Origin of the sequence: Poriferisphaera corsica, from assembly GCF_007747445.1 — a bacterium.
Taxonomy (GTDB): domain Bacteria; phylum Planctomycetota; class Phycisphaerae; order Phycisphaerales; family Phycisphaeraceae; genus Poriferisphaera; species Poriferisphaera corsica.
Genome location: NZ_CP036425.1, coordinates 78,720 through 100,477, shown reverse-complemented (window position 1 = coordinate 100,477; position 21,758 = coordinate 78,720). Strand labels below are relative to the sequence as shown.

Annotated in this window: 23 protein-coding genes; 10 read left to right on the top strand and 13 right to left on the bottom strand. The window is 46.2% G+C overall.

All coding sequences use genetic code 11. From position 1 onward, the window contains the following. Positions 1-329: 329 nt before the first annotated feature. From KS4_RS00380 to KS4_RS00360, 5 genes are all read left to right on the top strand, one after another. Complete coding sequence (locus KS4_RS00380; RefSeq protein WP_145072977.1) at positions 330-563, top strand: hypothetical protein; 234 nt, start codon at positions 330-332, stop codon at positions 561-563. Between the two features lie 66 nt (positions 564-629). After that, positions 630-1,514: an alpha/beta fold hydrolase gene (locus tag KS4_RS00375; protein ID WP_200761416.1), complete on the top strand. Its 885-nt coding sequence runs from the start codon at positions 630-632 to the stop codon at positions 1,512-1,514. 85 nt (positions 1,515-1,599) lie between these two features. Further along, positions 1,600-2,001 carry a nuclear transport factor 2 family protein gene (locus KS4_RS00370; protein WP_145072974.1) on the top strand — a complete coding sequence of 134 codons (402 nt, stop codon included), beginning with the start codon at positions 1,600-1,602 and terminating at the stop codon, positions 1,999-2,001. Between the two features lie 311 nt (positions 2,002-2,312). After that, entirely contained in the window at positions 2,313-2,618 is a 306-nt protein-coding gene (locus tag KS4_RS00365) for a hypothetical protein (RefSeq protein WP_145072972.1), read from the top strand. 265 nt (positions 2,619-2,883) lie between these two features. Next, positions 2,884-4,164 carry a glycosyltransferase gene (locus KS4_RS00360; protein ID WP_145072969.1) on the top strand — a complete coding sequence of 427 codons (1,281 nt, stop codon included), beginning with the start codon at positions 2,884-2,886 and terminating at the stop codon, positions 4,162-4,164. Positions 4,165-4,268: 104 nt separating this feature from the next. Here KS4_RS00360 and KS4_RS00355 read toward each other — a convergent pair whose 3' ends face one another. Then, a complete protein-coding gene (locus KS4_RS00355) occupies positions 4,269-4,556 on the bottom strand; it encodes an acylphosphatase (protein WP_145072966.1) in 288 nt (95 codons plus the stop codon). Between the two features lie 74 nt (positions 4,557-4,630). Then, the gene (locus KS4_RS00350; RefSeq protein ID WP_145072963.1) at positions 4,631-5,377 is read right to left on the bottom strand and encodes a YebC/PmpR family DNA-binding transcriptional regulator; all 747 of its coding nucleotides are present in this window, start codon (positions 5,375-5,377) and stop codon (positions 4,631-4,633) included. Positions 5,378-5,676: 299 nt separating this feature from the next. Between KS4_RS00350 and KS4_RS00345 the strand changes: the two genes are divergently transcribed. Beyond that, complete coding sequence (locus KS4_RS00345) at positions 5,677-6,771, top strand: hypothetical protein (RefSeq protein ID WP_145072960.1); 1,095 nt, start codon at positions 5,677-5,679, stop codon at positions 6,769-6,771. Between the two features lie 81 nt (positions 6,772-6,852). Here KS4_RS00345 and KS4_RS00340 read toward each other — a convergent pair whose 3' ends face one another. Both KS4_RS00340 and KS4_RS00335 read right to left on the bottom strand, forming a co-directional pair. Next, the gene (locus KS4_RS00340; protein ID WP_145072957.1) at positions 6,853-7,485 is read right to left on the bottom strand and encodes a sugar transferase; all 633 of its coding nucleotides are present in this window, start codon (positions 7,483-7,485) and stop codon (positions 6,853-6,855) included. Then, positions 7,433-8,599, bottom strand: coding sequence for a glycosyltransferase (locus KS4_RS00335; protein ID WP_145072954.1), 1,167 nt, complete (start codon positions 8,597-8,599; stop codon positions 7,433-7,435). The genes KS4_RS00340 and KS4_RS00335 overlap by 53 nt, the downstream gene beginning before the upstream one ends. Before the next feature lie 135 nt (positions 8,600-8,734). Here KS4_RS00335 and KS4_RS00330 point away from each other — a divergent pair, with 135 nt between their 5' ends. Beyond that, the gene (locus tag KS4_RS00330) at positions 8,735-9,466 is read left to right on the top strand and encodes an NUDIX hydrolase (protein ID WP_145072948.1); all 732 of its coding nucleotides are present in this window, start codon (positions 8,735-8,737) and stop codon (positions 9,464-9,466) included. An 81-nt stretch (positions 9,467-9,547) separates the two neighbouring features. Here the strand turns inward: KS4_RS00330 and KS4_RS00325 are convergent, their stop codons facing one another. The 7 genes from KS4_RS00325 to KS4_RS00295 form a co-directional block, all read right to left on the bottom strand. Next, complete coding sequence (locus KS4_RS00325; protein WP_145072946.1) at positions 9,548-10,294, bottom strand: hypothetical protein; 747 nt, start codon at positions 10,292-10,294, stop codon at positions 9,548-9,550. A 20-nt stretch (positions 10,295-10,314) separates the two neighbouring features. Beyond that, on the bottom strand, positions 10,315-11,109 hold the full coding sequence (locus KS4_RS17400; RefSeq protein ID WP_200761415.1) for a hypothetical protein: 795 nt from the start codon (positions 11,107-11,109) through the stop codon (positions 10,315-10,317). 85 nt (positions 11,110-11,194) lie between these two features. Next, positions 11,195-11,611 carry a hypothetical protein gene (locus tag KS4_RS00315; RefSeq protein WP_145072943.1) on the bottom strand — a complete coding sequence of 139 codons (417 nt, stop codon included), beginning with the start codon at positions 11,609-11,611 and terminating at the stop codon, positions 11,195-11,197. 35 nt (positions 11,612-11,646) lie between these two features. Then, positions 11,647-12,060: a MotA/TolQ/ExbB proton channel family protein gene (locus KS4_RS00310; protein ID WP_145072940.1), complete on the bottom strand. Its 414-nt coding sequence runs from the start codon at positions 12,058-12,060 to the stop codon at positions 11,647-11,649. A 125-nt stretch (positions 12,061-12,185) separates the two neighbouring features. After that, positions 12,186-12,704, bottom strand: coding sequence for a hypothetical protein (locus KS4_RS00305; RefSeq protein WP_145072937.1), 519 nt, complete (start codon positions 12,702-12,704; stop codon positions 12,186-12,188). Positions 12,705-12,799: 95 nt separating this feature from the next. After that, on the bottom strand, positions 12,800-13,846 hold the full coding sequence (locus KS4_RS00300; RefSeq protein ID WP_145072934.1) for a hypothetical protein: 1,047 nt from the start codon (positions 13,844-13,846) through the stop codon (positions 12,800-12,802). Beyond that, positions 13,843-14,286, bottom strand: a complete 444-nt coding sequence (locus KS4_RS00295) for an outer membrane protein assembly factor BamD (RefSeq protein WP_145072931.1) — start codon at positions 14,284-14,286, stop codon at positions 13,843-13,845. Before KS4_RS00295 ends, KS4_RS00300 begins: the two co-directional genes overlap by 4 nt. Before the next feature lie 1,125 nt (positions 14,287-15,411). Here KS4_RS00295 and KS4_RS00290 point away from each other — a divergent pair. Next, complete coding sequence (locus KS4_RS00290; protein ID WP_145072928.1) at positions 15,412-16,101, top strand: hypothetical protein; 690 nt, start codon at positions 15,412-15,414, stop codon at positions 16,099-16,101. Positions 16,102-16,298: 197 nt separating this feature from the next. After that, positions 16,299-16,607, top strand: a complete 309-nt coding sequence (locus KS4_RS00285) for a hypothetical protein (protein ID WP_145072925.1) — start codon at positions 16,299-16,301, stop codon at positions 16,605-16,607. Positions 16,608-16,615: 8 nt separating this feature from the next. On the opposite strand, the gene KS4_RS00280 is transcribed toward KS4_RS00285, so the two are convergent. Continuing rightward, positions 16,616-18,016, bottom strand: a complete 1,401-nt coding sequence (locus tag KS4_RS00280) for an MATE family efflux transporter (RefSeq protein WP_234698892.1) — start codon at positions 18,014-18,016, stop codon at positions 16,616-16,618. A gap of 279 nt (positions 18,017-18,295) precedes the next feature. Here KS4_RS00280 and KS4_RS00275 point away from each other — a divergent pair, with 279 nt between their 5' ends. Beyond that, positions 18,296-19,795 carry a sigma-54-dependent transcriptional regulator gene (locus KS4_RS00275; RefSeq protein ID WP_145072919.1) on the top strand — a complete coding sequence of 500 codons (1,500 nt, stop codon included), beginning with the start codon at positions 18,296-18,298 and terminating at the stop codon, positions 19,793-19,795. Here the strand turns inward: KS4_RS00275 and pyk are convergent, their stop codons facing one another. Next, positions 19,796-21,391, bottom strand: coding sequence for a pyruvate kinase (pyk, locus tag KS4_RS00270; RefSeq protein WP_200761414.1), 1,596 nt, complete (start codon positions 21,389-21,391; stop codon positions 19,796-19,798). Between the last annotated feature and the right edge of the window lie 367 nt (positions 21,392-21,758).

Below are 21,758 nucleotides of genomic sequence, written 5' to 3'. Positions count from 1 at the left end.
CCACGAATCAGCACCAACTTAACCCAACACCCCCTGCTTCCTGCTCACACAAACATGCGCATCCTCACTCACCTCATCATCGCGATTAATTATACTAATTAGTATACATATAATACATGTCCAAACCAACCCAAATATTCCTTGCCACACGCCTTAAACAGCCATTTTATTCTTATTTTCATAATATTTTGAATAATGACAATAAAAATAGTTCCCCAACCTGAAATAAAACCTATAACATATAGACTGTACAGTATACATAAAAACCTTATTGAAAAGCCATCCAAAAACCACGTTTTTCAATTTTCACAATCAATTTGGAGACCATCATGAAATTGCTTAAGTTTCAAAAATGTGCGCAAAACCGCAGCACAAGACCCAGAGCAAAACTATTCCTCGGCGGCGCAGCCGTTTTCGCCACAATCACCGGCGGCGCACTCGCATCTGAATCGCATGCTGCGGATGGAGCCCACCTCAAAGCAAATAACGCGGTTCAGCAAACCATTATCCACCGCCATACTAAATATCACACTCGCTTTGAGATCGCACACTTTAACGATTGATATCTGGGAGCCGCCTCTTGGCGGCAAAATACAAAGGCTACCTCTTAAAAAATAAAGGAGACCATGATGGAAACAGAAAAAATGCTCGTACCGGAAATTCAATACAAAACCGTTGAGATAATGGGGCAGGAGATTTTTTATCGTGAAGCGGGGAAACGCGGCAAGCCGATTGTGCTTTTGCTGCACGGCTTTCCGACCAGCTCACAGATGTTCAGAAATCTGATCCCTGCACTGGCAGATAAGTATCACGTGATTGCGCCGGACTATGTGGGTTATGGCAACAGTAGCATGCCTCGTGTTGATGAATTTGAGTACACGTTCGCGCACATGGCGGATATGGTTGAGAAATTCACGGAAAAAATGGATTTGAATTCATACACACTTTATGTGATGGATTACGGCGCACCGATCGGCTACCGCCTCGCATCCAAGCATCCGGATCGGGTGGATGGGATTATTGTTCAAAACGGTAATGCTTATGAAGAAGGATTAAGCGATTTCTGGAAACCACTGAAAGCTTATTGGGCGGATCGGAGCAAAGAAAACGGGGATGCCCTTCGGAGCTTATTAACACTCGAAGCAACGAAGTGGCAGTACGTGGAAGGTGCGCGAAATGCGGAAATGATTAATCCTGATGTATGGGTTTTGGATCAGGCGCGTTTGGATCGGCCAGGGAATCAGGAGATTCAACTAGCCATGTTCTATAGCTATGGGAGCAATGTGAAGGAGTATCCGAAATGGCAGCGATATTTCCGAGAGCATCAGCCGCCGATGCTGCTGATGTGGGGGAAGAATGATGTCATATTTCCTGCTGAAGGCGCGTATCCGTACAAAGACGACATCAAGGATTTGGAATTTCATTTGTTAGACACGGGTCACTTTGCGCTAGAGGAGGATGGCGATTTTATCGCGGAACGGATCCGGGCGTTTATGGACAGAAACAACCGTTAGGAGCGTTCTGCGTGGCTATTGGTGTGTTGCACGGCTGCGTATATTTTCTAACTATGAAATAAAGGTCATAAAGATGGATAAAAAGATGAGCATCAAACCACCATTCACGGAGGAGACGGCGCGGCTGAAAGTGAAGTTAGCGGAAGATGCGTGGAACTCACGCGATCCTGAGCGTGTATCGAAGGCTTATACCGTGGATAGTGATTGGAGGAATCGAGGTGAGTTTTTTCAAGGACGTGAGGCGATCGTCACGTTTTTGACTCACAAATGGGAGAAAGAACTGGACTATAAGCTGATGAAGGAGTTGTGGTGTTATACGGGTAACCGGATCAGTGTTCGGTTTGAGTATGAGTGGCGAGATGCGGCGGGGCAGTGGTACCGGACACATGGGAATGAACATTGGGAGTTTGATGAGGAAGGGCTGATGAGACGGCGCGACATGAGCGCGAATGATGTCAAGATTAGTGAAAGTGATCGGCGACTATAAAAACTGATTGAGCAAATCACTGCATTGTGAGCGTCGATGCTGGGCTGGGCATCGACGTTTTTTTTATTTTACTTAAGTGTGTTGATCTCAACTGTTTAGCGGGTTGTTTGGAATGAAGCGGGGGGTTGGTGACCCATCTGTACTCAGAATCTTGCAATTGCTTTTTATAGGCGCTGCGCAAAATTTCTGAATTGACGATGAAATAAAAACTGGCCCCAATGGGCTATGCATAGTAACTCGGGAAACGCGATAACACGTGGGAGCACCATTGGAGGGCTTTCACAGGCTGAATTGTAGAAATGGAGATCATGATGAGATTGCAAGAAAAACGGGAAACACGATCGGGTTTGGGTTTGTTTGTTAAGCATACTGTGATTGCAGCTACGCTGAGCATTGGTGTGTTGGGCGGTGGGTTTGCATCGAAAGCTTATGCTGGCGATCAGGCACATAGCAAGGTCAGCGCTGCGGTTGAAAAGATTATTAAGAAGCGTCAGGCAGCATACCGCGGGGAGATGCGGTTTACGGATAACGTAAAGTTAGATCGTGCTGCAGTAAAGACGGATAAGCGAACGAAGCGTATCCGTGCGGCGGCTCGCTCGTTTAGATCACCTAAATAAAATTAAATGATGGATGAACGCGGCTAAGCGAGATGCTTGGCCGCGTTTTTAATGCGCGTTGATGTGGGTGTGATGTATTGATTATAGGATTGGGAAATATGTGGGATATCACGAGGCGCATCTAGAGCGTTATTCGTAAATACTCACTTATTGACCAGAAAGTGGTTTACGATTTGATGAGGCATCGTAAGCTGTTGTGCTGTTTGCTTACTTAGGAAAAACCTGCGAATAGTCACGCAAGTTGTTCTAATGCTAGAATAGGGAGATGAACAGAAAAAAGCGCTATGTTGTGATGACGTTTGGGAGTTATGGGGATGTCTTTCCGATGCTTGGGTTGTGTGAGGAATTGAAACGACGGGGTGAGGATGTTGCGTTCTGCTCTCGGCCGGGGACGAGGGAGATGGCGGAAAGGATTGGGATTGAATTTATTGGTGCGGGGGATGATGCACTATATGAGGAGAGTGTGCGGAATCCGGATATCTGGCATCCGTGGAAGGCATCGTTTATGGTGGCTGAGAAGATTGGGGAGTTGATCGATCCGAGCTATGCAGTGGTTAGGAATGAGTATGAGAAACATGGAGAAGATTTGGTCGTGATTGCGTCTATGCTTGTATTTGGCGCAAGGTTGGCGCGGGAGCAATGGGGGTTTAGGTTGGTGACGGTGCATTTGCAGCCATTGGTTTTCCGGGACACCCGCAAGCCACCTCGTTTTAGTGTGTATGGGCCGGACATGCGGAAATTGCCACGATGGGTAAACCGGGGGTTTTATGGTGTCGCGGATTTATTGTTGGATGGTGTGGTGAGAAAGCCGCTGAATGAATGGCAGGTTGAGCATGGGATTGAGCCTGTTAAAAAAGGCATTTTTAGAGATTGGGGGCATTCGCCGGATTTGGTTTTGGGAATGTTTCCGGAGTGGTTTGCGGAGAAGGGAGAGGAGTGGCCACGGGTGAGTGAGGTGGTGGGGTTTCCCGTTTGGGATGATGAGGAAAAGGCGGGTCTAAGCGCTGAATTGGAAGCTTTTTTGAATGGGGGAGATGAGGGGGGAAGTGGGGGGGATAGGCCGGTGGTGATTACACCGGGGAGTGCGAATGTGTTTGGTGGGAAATTTATTGAGGTGGGTGTTGAGGCTTGTCGAAAGATCGGAAGACGGGCGTTGGTAATGACGGGATACCCGGAGCAGATATGCGAATTAAAAGAAGGGCGGGAGATGTGGTGCGAGTATGCGCCGTTTGACGTGTTGTTTAAAAGGGTGAGTGTGGTGATGCATCATGGGGGCGTGGGAACGACAGCGCGGTGTTTGGGGAGCGGAGTACCGCAAATAATTATGCCATTGGCGCATGATCAGCCGGACAATGGGCAGCGGGTGAAGGAGCTGGGGGCGGGGGATTGGATTGCGCCGAAGAAGTTTACGGTTGAGCGCGTAGCGGCGCGGTTAGAGGAGATGGTTGGGGATGCGGAGATGAAGTCGAATTGTGAGAATATGGCGGGGCAGATTGCAGGCGAAGATGGTGTGAAACGGGCGGTGGATTTAATTGTGGGAGAATAAGGAGTTGCAGGCGAATAAATGTTGGGTTGTAAGACACCCCACGACCAGCGGTCGTGGGCTTGAAAAGTTTGGTTTGTTTGTGGTTGTATCTTTTTGGGGGTGACTTAATAGCGGATGGTAAAAGTATCGGGGCTTGCGGGGTCGCCGAACTCATTGGTGGGTTCTGTGGTGGTGCGATCTTCGGTATCGATATTGCGGGACATGCGTTCAGTGATGGTGTCGATGAAAGTGAGAACTTCGGATTTTTCACCTTCTGCGACGAGTTTAACGGAGCCATCGGGAAGATTTTGAGCGTAACCGGCGACGTGGAAACGGTGTGCGATATTAACGCAGGTGTAACGGAATCCAACCCCCTGAACGCGGCCGATGTAGTGGACTGTGTAACGAATCATATTTGTCTTTATGTTTTAGTGTGTCTTGCGAAATTACTCGCTTCGTTGACCAGTGGGTTATGAGTTGGCGCGGCTTAGTCTTCGAGTGCGGCGAGGTCTTCGTCGGATATATCGAAGTTTGCATGAACTTTTTGGACGTCATCGTTGTCTTCCAAAGCGTCGATGAAGTTCATGACTTTATTGACATCCTTGCCTGTGACCTCGACGGTTTGTTGAGGGATCATGGCGACGGAGCCAGACTCGATGGTGTAATCGGTGTCGAGAGCAGATCGGACATCGGTGTATGCGGCGGGCTCAGTGAGGACTTCGAATGATTCATCGGCACCGGAGACATCGTCTGCACCGGCTTCGAGCGCGGCCATCATGAGCTCTTCTTCGTCTGCGCCTTGTTTGGCGACAAAGATTTGGCCTTTTTGTTCGAAGTTGTAGGCAACGCAGCCGGTTGCGCCGAGGTTGCCGCCGCTTCGCTCGAAGATTTTGCGTAGTTCGGCTGCGGTGCGGTTACGGTTGTCGGTGAGGATATCGACCATGACGGCGACACCTGCGGGGCCGTAGCCTTCGTAGACGATAGTTTCGAAGACCACGCCATCCATTTCGCCGGTGCCTTTTTTGATGGCATTGGCGATGGTGTCTTTGGGCATGTTCTGAGCTTTGGCCTCGTCGATGGCATATCGGAGGGCGAGGTTCATTTCAGGGTTGCCGCCACCGTTTTTGGCAGCGACCATGATGGCTTTTGAACACTTGGACCAGATTTTGGAACGCTTAGCGTCCTGACGGCCCTTGCGGTGTTTGATATTCGCCCATTTACTGTGACCGGCCATGAGAAGCTCCGTGGGTAATGACTGTGTGAAATTGAGTAAGGTATTTTATGAGAAGGGGGCTGAGAGGCAAAATCGGTGGTCCTTGGCCGGGGTATTAACGAAATCGGGTGCAAAGTAAGTGTTATTCGCTATATACAAAAGATTTATGAGGATTATGCTGGGGATGATGCTGAAACTCAGTGGTGATCTTGCTAATGGGGGTCATTGGGAAGGTAGGCATTGAGCGTTACGTTTTGGATCACGGATCATATCTTATTGGTAATGCAGTAAATAAGTGAATAAAGAGCAAAGGATGGCTCATGAAAAGGTTGCTGATCGGACTGCTGGCAGTTGGTTGTCTATTGGTGATAACGGGGGGAATGGTGGGTTGTCGGGCGTATGGGCCAACAACGATTGGGCCTGACCGGTTTGATTACAACGAGTCGATCGCACAGTCGTGGAATACACAACTATTGCAAAATTTGGTGAGGATGCGGTACGGAGGAACGCCACATTTTGTGGAAGTGAACTCGATCTTGCAGCAGTATCAGTTGGAGATTTCATCGTTTGGCGGGTTCATCGCCAATGGTGATGGCGTGAGCGGGTTGTGGGAAGTTCCGTTCCAGTTGGAAGGCATGTTCCGAGAAGCGCCGACGATCACATATTCGCCTTTGGTTGGTGAGGAGTTTACGGAAAGGCTGTTGAAGCCGATTGATCCGATCACGTTGATATATATTTCACAATCGGGCTGGCCGGTGGACCACTTATTTGAGATGTGTGTGGACCAGGTGAATGGGATAAAGAACAGAGCAATCACGGGGACAACCAAAAATCAAGCGAGCGAATCTGGGCTGGATGAGTTTCATGAACTGTTGATCATGTTGAAGGCGATGCAAGAACGGGGGATGCTGGATATCCGTGTTGAACAAGAAGGATCGACGGTTGTGTTGTTCGTGCCGCCTGCTGGGATGTCGGATGATGAGAAGGATCTGGCGAAGCGAGCGAAGCAGTTATTGGGTCTGAGCCAAACAGCGACAAAGTTTACACTGGTGACAAGCCCGGTACAGCGGAATGGGATGGAGCTTGCGGTGCAAACTAAGTCGATCTTAACAATTTTGATGGGGCTGAGCAGGACAGTGATGGCATCGCAAGAAGATATCGAGAAGGGGTATGTGGTTGAAGAGATGCTGATGAGTATGTCGGAAGAAGTGGAAGACCATTTACTGGCTATATATTCAACGAATAGTGACCCGCAAGAAGCGTTTGTAAAGATTTGGTTCAGAGAGCGATACTATTACATCTCGGATGATGATAAGGAATCGAAACGGACGTTTGCACTACTAACTTATTTGTTTAATCTACAATCAAGGGACACGGGTCTGATGGCGCCACTGCTGACGCTGCCGGCTGGGTAATTATGAATTGTGGGGGGAGAGGGCGTTAGATACGGTTTATTGAAATGAGTGTCCAAAGTTGGACGCTCATTTTTTTTATTACTAACCGTAAAATAGATGAAGAGATTGCGTAATTGTGCGGAAAAGAATTTTGAGATCAAGTGCGAGAGATTGGTTTTGGAGGTAGAGGTTGTCGTATCGATAACGATGATGCGAAGGGGAGCCTCGATGTTGTGCGAGGTGCCACAGGCTGAGGATGCCGGTGGTTGTTTTTGGAGTAATAATGCTCTGCGTCGTAGGTTGTTCACGAAAGCGGGGAGTGAGACCGACAAGAGACATTTGGCCGGTGATGACGTTTAACAGCAGAGGAAGGTTGTGGAGGTTTGTACGAGTGAGGAGACGGCCGATGCGGGTGTAGCGCGGTTGGTAGGCTTGTTGGTCGGGTGTGAGTGTGTGATGGAGGTGAGCGTAGCGCTGATGGAATTCATGGACGAGGTGATCGGCGGAGGAATGAAATGTTCGGAATTGTGTTGTGCGTATGGGTTGCCCGCGATGATTCATTTTTGTGGTGGTGTAGTGAATGGAGCCGGGGGATTGAAGACGGATTAGTAGAGTGATGAAAAAGTAGAGGGGGATAAGGACTGGGGAAGTCACAAGGATCAGTAAAAGATCAGTGATATATTTAATTTTGGGATGCGGCGGAGAGGAGGTGAGGCTGGGCTTGAAGATGTTCATTTTTACGCTCCTGGAAGAGATGATATTGTTCTTGGATATATGTTTTAATTTGTGACTCAAAGCGTTGAATAGAGAATTGCTGCGCGTGGTTGGCGATATAGTTTGGGTCGAAATTTGTTGAGGTATCTGTGAACTGATTGATGGCGGCGAGGAGGTGTTGAGGGGTTTGTTCGGGGAAGAGGAGGCCAGTGGATTGATGGATAACTGTTTCGGCTGTGCCTGCTTGGCCGAGTGCAATGACAGGAGCGCCAGCGGCCATGGCCTCGACGGGAGAGATCCCAAAATCTTCTAGAGCAGTAAAAACAAACGCGCGGCAAGTTTGCATGAGTTCTGTCACTGTCTTGTCGGGTTGATGCTCGAGGAATTGAATGTTGGGTTTAGCGATTTTTTTAAGGTATGAGAGTTGCGGTCCCGAGCCGACAATCTTGAGGGTGTGGTTGGTTTGATTGAAAGCACGCACGATAAGATCTAAGCGTTTATAAGGAACGGCGCGTGTGACCGTCAGGAAGAAGCTGTCTCGATTGGTTTGCGGTTTGAAGCGATCGACGTCAACGGGCGGATAGATCACGTGTGCGGCGCGTTTGTAGATTTTTTGAATACGACGTGCGATGTAATGAGAGTTGGCGATGATAAGGTCAGGACGCTGGCCGGCAAGTTGATCCCAGATGCGGAAACGATGAAGCGCAAGGCGCATTAATGGGTTTAGTAGTTTCGTTTTGAGAGACTTAGACGAAAGGTATTGGTTTTGTAGATCCCATGCGTAGCGTGTGGGGGTATGCATGTAGCAGATGTGAAGCTGATCAGGTGAGGTGATAATACCTTTGGCGACGGCGTGGGCGGATGAGATGATAAGATCGTAGGGAGTAAGATCGAGTTGCTCGACTGCGAAGGGCATGAGCGGGAGAAGGTAGCGGTGGGAGCGGCTTGCCAAAGGAAGTTTCTGCAAAAAGGTTGTTTGCAGCGGTAAGTTAGACATGTGCATCTGGTTTAGTGGACCGGGTTTTGCGAAAAGCGTGGCGAGATGTGATTGAGGGAATGTGTTATAGATGGATTGAACAACTTTCTCTGAGCCCGCATATGTGGCGATCCAGTCGTGTACGATGCACGTGTTCAAACGTTTGCTCCCAATGGGATAAAGTAGAAATGATTCGTTAAAAAATATGTCGTGTCTATTTTAACATGCAGAGCGATTGAGACACGGTTAAAATTGAAGTTGGGATTTTAATGTGAGTAGATGTAGGATAGACGGATGGATGAGACACATTGGATTAATGATATTGATGATGGATTTGAGGTGAATGTGGTGGATAATGCGATGTGGCAACCAGACGATAAGGTTGCGAAGGTTGTGGATGAAATATGGGAGCAAGAGAAGCTAAAGCGAGGCGATGGGCTGTTTAACGGGCGATTATTTGGCGTGATTGATTATGATCGACGGCGGGTCATGGGGCGATGGTTTGAATATAAATATTATGTCGCGCACCGTTATGATCCGTATCTGTTTGAGAATACGTTCTTGATTCCATTGGGTGTTAGCGGGATTATTGCGCATGAAGATTATGTGGTTTTTGGTCGGCGGAGTGATCGGGTGATGTGTTATCCGGGTGCGTGGGAGCTTGCACCGTCAGGAGCGGTTGATCCGACATGTTTGAATACGGATAAATTGATGGTGGATTATGAACGACTGCTCATGAAAGAGTTACATGAAGAGACAGGGCTGCAAGTCGCGGAGATGGATGGTGTAGACGTGATCGGATTTGGTAGAGATATGAAGGAAGCGAGCTTCGAAGTGTGTGCGCGGATTCGATCAAAACTAGATTATAGGGCGATGGTGGCAAGGCTAGATGAAGCGCAGAACGATGAATATAGGGAGTTTAATGTGGTGGGGTTGAATGAGATTGAGCAGTTTGTGGAAGAGAATGCTGGAACGATATTGCCGATATCATTGGGGATATTGCGGAAACTGGGGATGAGGAAATAAAAAATGAGTCGGAGCAACTCGTGGACTCCGACCCATCCCAAACCATGTTCGTGCATAGTTTCAGGCAGGAACATACACGTTTTATGGTCCATACTCTAAAGAGGTGACGGCTTCTTCGTCGTCTTCCTTTAGAGGTTCGACTTCAACGATTCTGGAATTGAGTCTAACGAGCGCTTCGGCGACGCCGATAAGTCCCTTGCGTACCTTGCCGTAGTTGGGACGTCGGCCGGAAGAGTTTTCAGCGGCTTGCTCAAGCGCTGATTTTTTGGATCTTGACGCTGATTTATTTTTCTTATCTTGTTCATCTTGGCCGACAAGCTGATCAACGAGCTTCATGTCCTTGGTTTCAAGGAGTATGAGGCGGGCTCGATCTGTTCCGGAGAGAAGGTCGGAGCCGTTGTCATAGTCGATGGACATTTCATCAATGACGTTTTGATCATCATTGCTGTCCTGGTCCATGATATCTTTGATATCTTCGGCCATGGTCATTTTGATTTCTTCCTTAGAATCTTTCGCTGCCGCATGAATCCCGTCAGCATTTGTTGCGCTGCCGGAAGCGGAGGCGTTCGATTCGCCGGATCGATTCGCTTTTCTACTGGGCAGTTCTTTCCCAAGCTTATCGGTCGAAACGACTTGTGGAGTTTGGGTATCTGACTGCTTTTGCTCAGCGACGGATTGATCGGTTGGTCTGAATTGTTCAAATTCGGACTTACGTTGCTGTCTAATATTAAAATAGACGATCATACCAACGACGAGCATAATGATTAGGAGCAGGTTGACGCCAAACAGGGTTTGGTTGATTTTTTTGTCGTCTTTATTGCCGCTCATGTTCCTTGCCTTTCTCACGCTTACTGCATGCGTACACGAATTGCTGTCACATCAAAATTTAATTGATTGCTGTTTACGAGTTGGAATCTGCCAGCGAAACTATGGATATCTCTCATGGTGAGTCCCTGAGTGGATGCGGCCGTGAGCTGTGCGGATTGAAGCATTTGTTCGATATCACGGGGGACCATAATTGCGAGACGGTCCTTTTCTTTCCAATCGTCGCCTTGGATGATTTTGCTGAATGCGGGGACATCCTGAACGATACGGATTCGATTAGAAAAACGGAGTCTGCGATTGACGGCTAGGCGTTGTCGTCGCCATTGTCCGCTTCGATTAACGTATTCATAGTGAATCGAACTTGCTGCACCTGAATAGACAACGAGGCGCATTCCGCCGCTTTTGATGATATTGAGAGCGGTTTGAGCAGAGCCCCAATCGATACGAAGCTCGGGGTTATGCTTAGTTTCCTGGCTACCTGTTGCGAAGTCGCCGGGGGTTTCGGGAGCTTCAGCTTTCTGTGTTTCAAAAATCTTGTCCATCTTAAGCGGTTCGGGTTCAGGCTGTGGCTGTGGAGGTTGAACAGGCTCCGGTTCCGGTTCGGGTTCCTGGAGCGGCTCTGGCTCGGGTTCGGGCTCCGGCTGAACAGGTTCTGGTTCAGGCTCGGGTTCAGGCTTGATTTCCGGTTCCGGTTCGGGATCTGGGGCCTGCTCTTGAGGAGGCTCTTCGATCTGTTCAATTTCCTTCATCACTTTTGCGAGTTCAACGACTGCTGCGAGTTGCTGCATATCGATCGAACGGTCCTGTTTATTGAACAAGGGGAGTTCGATCAAGATCGCATGCAAAAGAAACGAAACAAAAAATCCTAATATCAACACAGTACGGGACAAGCGTCACCCCCAATCACTGCTCACTACCAGTCGAGGCAACGGTCCTAGTGGGGACAGATTGCTCATCGTTGACAGCTTTGGCGCCGAATTTAACCTGATAGCCCGCTTCCTGAAAGCTGGACCATACATCCATCATGCGGTGATGTGTAACATTCTCTATTGAGGGAATGAGGACGGCACATTCATCACCTAACCATTGATTAGCTTTCGCTATATCGGTCATATTTCCATACGGTTGCTCTTCAAAGATCAGTTCGTCGGGTCTGACGATAACGATCCTGACTTGGTTTACTGAGATATCGGTCACGGCGCCACCACCGACTTTTGCGGGCTTTGCATCCACTGTACCGATTCGGACTGATTCGCTGAGCAAAACAATCGTGGCACAGAGGAGTATAAAGAGCATGTCGATGAAGCCTTTTTGAAGCATGGTTTGGTACCGTGAGAGTGTTTATGTATTCGTATTTACGCTTTAACTTGGCCGAAGTGGATAGCGCGATTGGCTGCGGCATCGAGCATATATCGAACTACGGTTGCGACGATCGCGATGGAGAGGCCAAAGATTGTAGTCATGCATGCAACGGCGAGTCCGGCACCAACTTCACTACCTGCGACTTGTCCGTCAGCAAGATGAAAGCTTTGAACGATGCCGATAATAGTGCCGAGAAGGCCGAGGCCGGGCGGAACTTCCTCGAAGAATCGAAGAATGTGGCCATGCCCCCACCAAACACGTTTAGTGAGCGGGCGTTTGAAAACAACACCCCAAAGGCCTACGACGATGACACGTTCGATCAGTACTGCTCCTAAGAGAATGGAGCACACGAGCAATGGCCACATCATGAAGCCACCAAGTTCAAAGTAATCCCAGATACGGATCATTGGCTATCCTTTCAAGGCTCTGCAAGCGTGCGTAGGTTCTCTAAACCCTTTCGAGGGCTTGTGTGTTGTTGCGGATTGAGAGGAATGCCACAGACTATATGTCTACAATCTGTGGCAACACCGGCTCAATAGTTGTTTTTGTCAACAACCGGTTCTGCAAGGAAACGTGAAAAGTTAATAGAAGAAAGCAGGCGTTTCGCGTCTTCACGGAGACGGATCATGGTGCGATCACGTCCACGTTCAAATGCGCGGTTCGCTTTTGCTCTGATAGGATCTTCTTCAACAACTTCAGCTTCTGGCTGTACAGGGTCGTTGAGTGGAACATCGAAGCCCAGTCGTGCGGCAACGATTTCCAAACGGAGTTCGATTAAATCAAGCTTGTCTTGTAAGCCAACCTGCTCAGCATGGAGGACAACGGGGTCCTGGCCTTGCTGCATAAGTTGGGCGGCTCGACGATCAAGTTGCGCGAGGCGTTGACGAATTACTTGACGCTCATTGATAAGCTTGTAATAGGTAGCTCGCTCTTTCGCGACATTCTTAGGTTCAGCTTGCAGATTTGTCGTTAATGCTAGCATTGCTGTAATGACTAACATTGCAACCAACCAGCCGGCTGAGGAGATTTTTAGTAAGTTGAGATTATTCATCACAATGTCCTTAAGGATGGATTGCTTTTGTCGTAGAAGAGAGGAAAAAGCCAGCCATCCCCATGGGGTGGCCGGCCTGCGCCCTCTTATTCCCTTTAACGTCCTTCGGTTTCCTGGAGCTTCATGATGCGAGCTGAAAGCTCTTCATCTTCGTTAGTGCTACCAAAACCGGTCCGGTTACCATTTGAGGAGTACATACCGTCATCGCTAGGCTGAATGGAATCGATGGTCGATTCGAGTTCGAACATACTTTCCTGCAGCGCATTTTCAACAGCGGTGTTGAAGCCGCTAAGTTGATCCTGAAGCTGAGTCATACTTGACGTGAATGCGCTGATTTCGCCTGATGAACCACCGATACCACGCACCATATCAAGGAGCTCAGAGGCACCATCAACGGTATCAAGCAAGGTGAGATATTCATCTAAACGTACTGCAGTCGATTCGAACTGAGCAAAAAGAACTTCCGTACCCATAAGGACTTGTTGATGAGCAAGCGAAGCTTCATCGAGAACGCTGAGCACGTTCACCCAGAGTTTACGCTGATCGGGAGAGAGACGATCAGTCATCCGTTTGATCTTGGCAAGATCACGAACGGTGCGATAATGTGCGACAAGCCATTTCTTGCGAACAGGATCCTTTTCCTCTGGAATTCGCTTGGCTATATTATCGAGAAGTTTCTCTGACCGAGCATCTGGGTTTAGATCACTTGCTTTGCCTTCTGCTTCTAGTGCTCGGGCAAGACGCATACGAACCCAACCGATCTGTTCGGTAAGATAAGTTTGGCCGTCCCACATGGGATTTAAAACGTTTTCACGTGCCTTGAGAACACTCTCGACTGCAACTTCACATTTTTCTAGTGCATTACGTGTATTGCCTTCAGCAAGCAGCTGTTCTGCATCATTGACTGCCTCAACAAAAGTGGTGAAGCTGGTTTCCATTTCGCGTTCTAATGGATCAATAGATGTTGCGAGCTTTTCGACAACATGGCCGAAGTCGTACCCTTCAAGATCTAGTGTACTTTTACTCTTTTTCGAACGGATATCGATTACTTCAGCTGCATTGATATCGCTTATAAGCGTCATGCTGCCGAGAACACCGACGACCGCCAAAAGAGAGATTTTACTAAAAGTAATTTTTCTCATCGGCCACCTCCGTATGCTGCGAGAGGCGTGATTGGAACTTTGAGGTCGACCTGTCGTGCTTTTACACGAACTTCACGGCGAAGATATGGATCTTCGATACGTGAAAAGTGTGTTTCTGCGAGCTCACCGTTGCCGTTCATAAGCGCTTCTGCCCCTTCGATGAGTGCTTGAAGGCTTCTAATTTTCATGCGCTGCTTGGAACTCTTTGCTGATGGACGGGCTTCAGAGAGAAGCATTTCAGCTTTCTCGAGATTGCCACGTTGTATTGCTTGAGTACAGGCAACGAGGCTTTGGCTAAATGCCTTGCTATCGTTGCTGACTTTTGCGGAACGAGTTGAAAGCATGCTGCAGCCGGCGAGTGTGACGCTACCGCACACTACGAGGATCAGACCACCACCTTTAATACTGCGTAAGATATGACGCATTCCCTGCCAATTCATAACGATGCACTCCTTTGCTGATGCTAGAGGGATGAATTTGGTTTTTATTTTTTTTACGAGACCAAGAACTAACTAACCGCAATCAAGAAATTTCATAGATAACAAATAGATTCGCTTGACATTGCTTCATTCGGACGAGTCGTATGCATACGATAAAAATATAACTGAAAAGTTGACTGCAACACTCGTCATGAGCATATTTCTGACCATTGGGTTATGCTGCCACAACCAATTATGATCGTTATGATATTTTCGTGTCAAAACAACTTATGACTATAAAAATACCTCCCGATGGTTGTCGCTGGGGTGGGTCGATGACAGGTCGCATCGGGAGGCTGCGTTGGCATAATCGTTATGGCGTAATTAGGACGATATTTATCGAACTAAACATTATCAGTCATTAATTCATTCTGTATGGCTATGGTGAATTGCACCACGTCAATTGATGAGCGACGCGGGCCGTCCTTGGCCATTTCAGATTAATCTTCCATAACTTGGTTTGCTGCGCCGCGCTATCCTTCAAATAATTGGGAGATTCTAGTTATTATTAATTATTCATTTTCAGATATGATTCATCACCATCCGAGCTCATGCTTTGTTTTCCGAATGATGTGTTAGATTACAACAAGCGATTTGGAGTAAATTTCGCTATCACTTGTTGATCTATCTCTAAAGTAAAAAACACATAAGCCCACGTCAATACATTTGTATACACTAATATACTCTTAGGCTTGTTAGTAATTATTTGTGCGGTGATAGGCATCAATACTATTAGCAGGCGTCTGCTTCATCATAGTTATATGATTTTTGTCTATGGTATATATTGGCGGGATATGTGTATCCATATGTGCGATAACGGTTGATCCTATGAGGATAATATCTTCTTGCTGCGTGAAGGATATCAGATTACTTTAGAAGCAATCATTCAAATCAATTATATCTCAGGCGGGGTTGTTTCATCTTAATTTTGATTGGTAGTCATAGGGCAAAAGTCTCAAGGCATGGTATTCGATACCAGGACTGTATCGAAAGGAAGCCGTTGTGTTGCTTGATGGATCGAGTATACACAACTTGATATGGCTGGACCTGAAGATGAGAATTTGCATTGATGATATAGGATATGATTTGAATATTACTGAAGAAGCGCTGTTTTTTAATCGGCAGGAAATAGCATGTATTTGCAGACATGACATTTGCCGTATTGACATTAACATGCTTACTAGTGAAAGACAGATAAGACAAATTATTGCTTTTTTGGCATATCAAATTATTCAGAAATATCAGAAGCATATTGAGTCTAGCAAGCACTTATATATTTCAAGAATTACTAATCTTAATATGCATTTAGAACGTAATTCTAGACAAATAGTGGCTGATGATGCGGGTAAAATTGATTGTTTTATGAATTGGATCGCTACAAATTTGGAAATTATTGATCAAATTGAGATTCGTAATTTTATTAATGAGATTGAAAAACAGTTGTTGGCTTTACTGCATCTTGAATCGTGTTGTTTCGAGTACCATCCAAAGATTAAACAACCGAAAGTATTAATAAACTATCAAAACCCAGATGTACTAAATAATACATGTACAGGTAAATCGATTTTGAACATCATGCCTAGTACATGTTTATGGGCAGATGAAAGCTTTAAGTATCAAAATTCTTTTGCATCACTTACTTTGACTATAGATCATTCAGTACAGTTAAACTGTTCACAAATATACTTACTTGTAACGATAACCGATCTGTGCTCGTCATTGATTCAAATTTATGAGGAAGCCAAATCAAAGGAAGCATCAGTACAAAGTAAATAAATGTACACTCCAGCTCAAAAGGATAACCTCACTTATATGAATAGTGAGGTTTTTTGTTGAATGATATGAAGTATAATTGACCACATACAACAAAAACACATTAATACGCATTTATACGCAATTGCATATTATCTCGCCAGAAGTACACTACATATTGTGTTTCATTTCCATACTAAAAGCATATGAGGGATTCTATAATGAATGAACCCCGCCAAAATTTGAATATTGAATTAACTGCTACTAACAAGGATCGCTTAGAGAAATTACGTAATTGGAATGGTATGACACAGAAGGAAATGGTTTCTCGTGTGCTTGGTTGGTTTTGTGATCAGGATAGAGTTGTGCAGCAGATAATATTGGGGCAGATACCAGAAGACATTGCGCCTGACGTGGCAACATTGATGTTAAAGCGCATGAATGAAGATACTGGCCAAACGAGAAAGACAAAAAAACGTGGCAGATCTGCACTAGTAGTAGAAATACCTTCTGATCCTATAAAACGCTAAACGGATGATTAACGTGAGGTGATGGTGATCCTTTCCCAAGCGCCAAATGCAAATCGAATGCTATAGGCGATTCCCAGAATACAGATGTAGGCGGTTGCGGCATACCACGGTCCCATGCTTTGAAGTTGCGGGAAATAGTAAACCATGATGAAGCCACCTCCCATAAAAACAATGAATGCATTTGTCACCATCATTATTGCGGGCACAAAAGTATCTCCAGCACCACGTAAAGCGCTGCTGTATGTAATGCCAACAGCATCGAAAACTTGAAAAACTGCGCAGATTATGAGCATCCGACTCGCCCATAGTATGACTTCGGGATCATCACTGAGTAGGCCAGCAAATTGGTGGTTAAACAAAATTAAAGACGCTGCAATGCAGCCCATATAGGCAACACTCATACCGCATACCCAACGTGCCTGAATACGTGCTAATCGAAGTCGACCTTCACCAATGGATTTACCGATTGCAGCAGTAAGAGCAACTCCCATGCCGACAACAGGCATAAAGCTAATTTCAAGGCATTTAAATGTCAGGTTATTTGCTGCTAGCTGCTCCGTACCAAATCGCCCGATGAGGAAAAGTGTAAAGACGGTGAAGGACAAAACATCCATCATGAATTGGACACCTGCAGGAAAACCTATGCGGATAATGTCATATAAGCGTGCAAGATTGATGCGAGATTCAACTGCCGTTGCGTATTCACGTTGAAAGCGTGGGAGCAAAAACCAACCAAGCAAGATAAGCATTTGTATGATAGCGGCGCCAAAAGTGCCCCAAGCTGCCCCTGCGATACCCATAGTGGGCAATCCAAACTTTCCAAAGATTAGGGCATAGTTTGCGATCACATTAATGATATTACCGATGACGGCTGCCCAGAATCCAATAACAGGTTTATGAATTCCGTTAAAAAAATTTGAGACAGCCACACAGATCAGTGTTGGGGCGACACCGAGAACTCCTATCTGAACATAGATCGCCTCCATTTTGGCAACTTCAAATTCATGGCCAACCCATGCGAAAAATGGATTTGCGAGGTACCAGCCAGGCAGCACAAAGAAACCGATAACAATTGAAATATAAACACCTTGCCATGTATATGCACTGCAAGATGCTTTTTCACCTCGGCCGTAGTTTTGTGCGACAAATGTATTTACGACGCTAAGTAACCCCATACCAAATGCAAGAACACAAAACAGTAGGATGCCTGCAGGGATAATGGCGGCTTGTGCATCTGTTCCGAGCTGTGAAACCATAATGAAATCGACAAACCCCATAATGGTGCGCGATATCATTGAGGCGATAATGGGTAATCCCAGAATAATCAGGCGAGCGGGAACGATGAAACCCGTTGGATCCATCAACTCGATTTGGTCGCCTGTTGTTGCTTTGTGATTTTGATCTGCCATATTTTTCACACACTATCTCTTGAATAGCAGGCTAACACACAAATAAAGCAATAACCAAAATGCTGGTTATGCTTTGTATCGGTTACATAAGTTTGTCATCAATTGACCGCAGACTGATTGAGGCATCATATCAGTCGTATCAATGGTTGTTCTTTGGAACTGATCGACGTCCGGGTTAATTATGACATAAGCGCATATTGAGAGCAATGCCTATCATTCCGATACTAAAGGTGTGAGTAGAATGGGTATTCGCAATAAGGTTGGGTCAATAATCAGGTTATGAGTCAAACGCCAATAATTAATGTGCTTTTGATTGATGATGATGTACAGATTCATCGTTTGGTACGGTTCATGCTACGGAAAATACCGGTACAGTTAACTTGCGCTTATTCATTTGAGCAGGCACAAAAAGCTTTTCCATCCAATAATCCGTCAGCAAATGTTGTTTTATTAGATTATCGGTTGGGCGATGAAACTTCGCTGGATTTGATCGCTCCATTACATGCGGCCAACCCTGACGCACCTGTCATTTTATTAACTGCGCATGATACACCTGATTTAATTGTGAATGCGATGAGAAGTGGCGCTTTCGATTTTTTGAGTAAACCGATCAAAGAACATATTTTGATTCAAACGATCAGCCGTGCAATTGAACATTACCATTTAATCGAAACGGTAAAAGATCCTGATCATATTTCAGCTGCTACACATACAAATGCGAGATATGAAGGAATCCTCGGCAGATCAGAACAAATGCAAAAGTTGTTTCATATGATCAGCAAGGTCGCACCAACTGATGTAGCAGTTTTGATTCATGGAGAATCTGGAACGGGCAAGGAACTCATTGCTCATGCGATTCATAACCGTTCACATCGTGTACCTAACCCAATGATTGCGCTGAATACGGCAGCTTTACCCGCCACCTTAATTGAGTCGATGCTGTTTGGCCATGAGAAGGGGGCATTTACGGGTGCGGATCGAATGCGTACAGGCGCATGCGAAGATGCTGACACTGGGACGTTGTTTTTGGATGAAGTAACAGAAATGCCGCTTGAGTTGCAGCCAAAAATATTACGGTTTGCTCAAGAACATAAATTCAATCGACTTGGTTCTACGGTTGTCCATACTGCAGATGTCAGATTGATTAGTGCGACCAATCGACACCCACTAGAAGAAGTTCTAAATCATCGATTTCGTGAAGATTTGTATTACCGATTATCTGTGATACCTATAGAAGTCCCGCCGCTGCGTAATCGTGATGGTGATATCCCATTAATCGCAATGCATGCTCTATATGATTACTCTGAAAAATACGGTAAATCGTTTAATGAGATTTCATCTGCTGCATTAGCCGCAATTGAACATTATCGATGGCCAGGCAATGTGCGTGAGTTGTTGAATACGATTGAACGTGTGGTTGTTTTAAATGATGCGACGACATTGGAACTGGATATGCTGCCACACGATATTTTGCATCCGATGGAGCAGCCGTCTGTTAAATCTGAATCCAATAATTCTGAATCTCTACAATCCATCAAAGAGCATACAGATACATTCCCAAGTCCGACAACGCCCGCGCTACCCTACAACCCTGATCACGCTAAAAAACCAGAAGATATTGTCCCTATTGCAGAGTTAGAACGACGAGCGATTGAACACGCGATTCAATTGTGCCAAGGCTCACCGGGTAAAGCTGCAAAGCATCTAGAAATATCAGAGGCAACGATTTATCGAAAAATTAAATCTTATGGACTTCGCAATCCCGATCAACTGAGCTGATTATTGATCAAGTATTTTTTGAGCAATCGTGTCAGAGGATATCTGTTTTGATTCCTCTTCCTCGTCATGCCAATCCATGCGTTGCACATCACCAACATAATGAATGCGAATCGTATTGGTGATACCGGGAGTTCCGAGTGGTTCCCCCTGACAGACGACAACTGGCTCACCGACATCACTCCATGCATACAAGAGCATGAGCTTATCAAGCGCTGCAGTCAGCTCCTGACTATCATTGGGTCGATCCATATACATCGGGAAGACGCCAAAAAACAATGCCATCTGCCGAAGTGTTCGTTGATCGGCACTAAGCGCGATGATTGGCACACACAAACGATTTTGAGACATGTATTGTGCTGTACCGCCTAATTCCGTCCAGACGACAACATACTTCGCTTGTAAGTCTCTGACAATTACACTAACACCGTGTGCAAGTGCTGGTGTGCGGCGTTTATTTTCCTGAAGCTTCTTGGGTGGTTTCGAATGCTGATGACTGCGTTCCCTGCTTGCTTCTTTTTCAGTGATACGAGCGGTGCGCGCCATCACGGCTGTTGCCTCAAGTGGATAACGACCAACTGCGGTTTCGCCGCTGAGCATGACAGCATCAGCACCTTCCATGATCGCGCCGGCAACATCACTCACTTCGGCACGTGTCGGCGTTGCTTCATTGATCATGCTCTGAAGCATTTGAGTTGCCACGATTACTGGCTTACCCCAGTCGTGTGCCCTAGCGATAATTTTCTTCTGGATCACGGGCACTTCGGCCATATCCATTTCCACACCAAGATCACCGCGTGCAACCATCACAGCATTCGCTTTCTCGCAAATGCGATCTAGATCGTCAATCGCTTGTGGCTTCTCAATCTTTGCAATAATCGGTAAATGCTTTCGGCCACCACGACCATTGTTATCGCAACCATGCTGTCTCAGTAACGCATTCAGCGTACTGATATCAACAGCAGTACGGACGAAGCTAAGCGCCAGGTAATCAAGATCATGTTTAACCGCCCATGTAACACACTCTTTATCCCAATCCGTAACAGATGGCGTTGAGATGTCTGAATCGGGGAGGTTGATTCCCTTTTTATTTGAAACCAAGCCGCCAACGATACACTGGCAATCAAGATATTTCTCTTTGCCTTCGCCGCATATCGAATTGACCCGAAGCCTGACCGCACCATCATTAATAAAGATGCGTTCGTTGGGTTTAATCTCGTCAACCATCAAGCCGTAATTGGTTGATATGGTAGAGACGCCTGATTCTTCGCATCTGTTACCGATCACGGACTCATCTGCGACGATCCGGACGGAGTCATCGGAATTAAGAACGATGCCGCCATGCTCGAATTCTTTGGTTCGGATTTTGGGGCCACACAGATCGCCCAGCACACCGATTGGAATGCCGGTCTGTTTGGAAGCCTCACGGACCACATTGAGTGATTGTTCAAAATCCTCAAAGCTACCATGTGAAAAGTTAATCCGTGCCACACGAACGCCTGACTTGATCATCTCCGCGAATTTCTCGGGAGTATTACAAGCAGGGCCAACTGTGGCCAGTATCTTCGTCAGTAAAAATGGGTTCTCGCGCCAATGCATGGCCGAGATTGTAGTATGTTTCAAATTCTGTTCTAGCGAACGAGGTTCCATTTAACGGAACTTACATACTTGGGCTGCCCTTTCCACAAGAGCGTTTTGCTCGCCTAACAAAATCAGATTACACGCCAAATATGCTCTAAAACCGTAAAATTAGTAGGATTAATACCTGAAATCAGCATGTTTCAATCCCGTATCCATTCGAAATACAGCAACTAGACGCACTAAATGGACGATAAACGTATATTTTTGCATCTTGAGAACGATTAACGGCGAAACGATAAATATATAACACGTATATAAATCGCCATAACCTATATATAAAGATAGTTTTGGCTGATTCCTAGGAAAGATATGACGATTGTGACAA

Coding starts and splice junctions, on each gene's coding strand:
- KS4_RS00280 (WP_234698892.1), bottom strand. CDS start 18,016: ATGGCAGATCAAAATCACAAAGCAACAACAGGCGACCAAATCGAGTTG.
- KS4_RS00325 (WP_145072946.1), bottom strand. CDS start 10,294: ATGAGCGGCAATAAAGACGACAAAAAAATCAACCAAACCCTGTTTGGC.
- KS4_RS00275 (WP_145072919.1), top strand. CDS start 18,296: ATGAGTCAAACGCCAATAATTAATGTGCTTTTGATTGATGATGATGTA.
- KS4_RS00360 (WP_145072969.1), top strand. CDS start 2,884: ATGAACAGAAAAAAGCGCTATGTTGTGATGACGTTTGGGAGTTATGGG.
- KS4_RS00380 (WP_145072977.1), top strand. CDS start 330: ATGAAATTGCTTAAGTTTCAAAAATGTGCGCAAAACCGCAGCACAAGA.
- KS4_RS00285 (WP_145072925.1), top strand. CDS start 16,299: ATGAATGAACCCCGCCAAAATTTGAATATTGAATTAACTGCTACTAAC.
- pyk (WP_200761414.1), bottom strand. CDS start 21,391: ATGCATTGGCGCGAGAACCCATTTTTACTGACGAAGATACTGGCCACA.
- KS4_RS00315 (WP_145072943.1), bottom strand. CDS start 11,611: ATGCTTCAAAAAGGCTTCATCGACATGCTCTTTATACTCCTCTGTGCC.
- KS4_RS00300 (WP_145072934.1), bottom strand. CDS start 13,846: ATGAGAAAAATTACTTTTAGTAAAATCTCTCTTTTGGCGGTCGTCGGT.
- KS4_RS00330 (WP_145072948.1), top strand. CDS start 8,735: ATGGATGAGACACATTGGATTAATGATATTGATGATGGATTTGAGGTG.
- KS4_RS00365 (WP_145072972.1), top strand. CDS start 2,313: ATGAGATTGCAAGAAAAACGGGAAACACGATCGGGTTTGGGTTTGTTT.
- KS4_RS00350 (WP_145072963.1), bottom strand. CDS start 5,377: ATGGCCGGTCACAGTAAATGGGCGAATATCAAACACCGCAAGGGCCGT.
- KS4_RS00370 (WP_145072974.1), top strand. CDS start 1,600: ATGAGCATCAAACCACCATTCACGGAGGAGACGGCGCGGCTGAAAGTG.
- KS4_RS00310 (WP_145072940.1), bottom strand. CDS start 12,060: ATGATCCGTATCTGGGATTACTTTGAACTTGGTGGCTTCATGATGTGG.
- KS4_RS00340 (WP_145072957.1), bottom strand. CDS start 7,485: ATGAACATCTTCAAGCCCAGCCTCACCTCCTCTCCGCCGCATCCCAAA.
- KS4_RS00355 (WP_145072966.1), bottom strand. CDS start 4,556: ATGATTCGTTACACAGTCCACTACATCGGCCGCGTTCAGGGGGTTGGA.
- KS4_RS00375 (WP_200761416.1), top strand. CDS start 630: ATGGAAACAGAAAAAATGCTCGTACCGGAAATTCAATACAAAACCGTT.
- KS4_RS00345 (WP_145072960.1), top strand. CDS start 5,677: ATGAAAAGGTTGCTGATCGGACTGCTGGCAGTTGGTTGTCTATTGGTG.
- KS4_RS00305 (WP_145072937.1), bottom strand. CDS start 12,704: ATGAATAATCTCAACTTACTAAAAATCTCCTCAGCCGGCTGGTTGGTT.
- KS4_RS00295 (WP_145072931.1), bottom strand. CDS start 14,286: ATGAATTGGCAGGGAATGCGTCATATCTTACGCAGTATTAAAGGTGGT.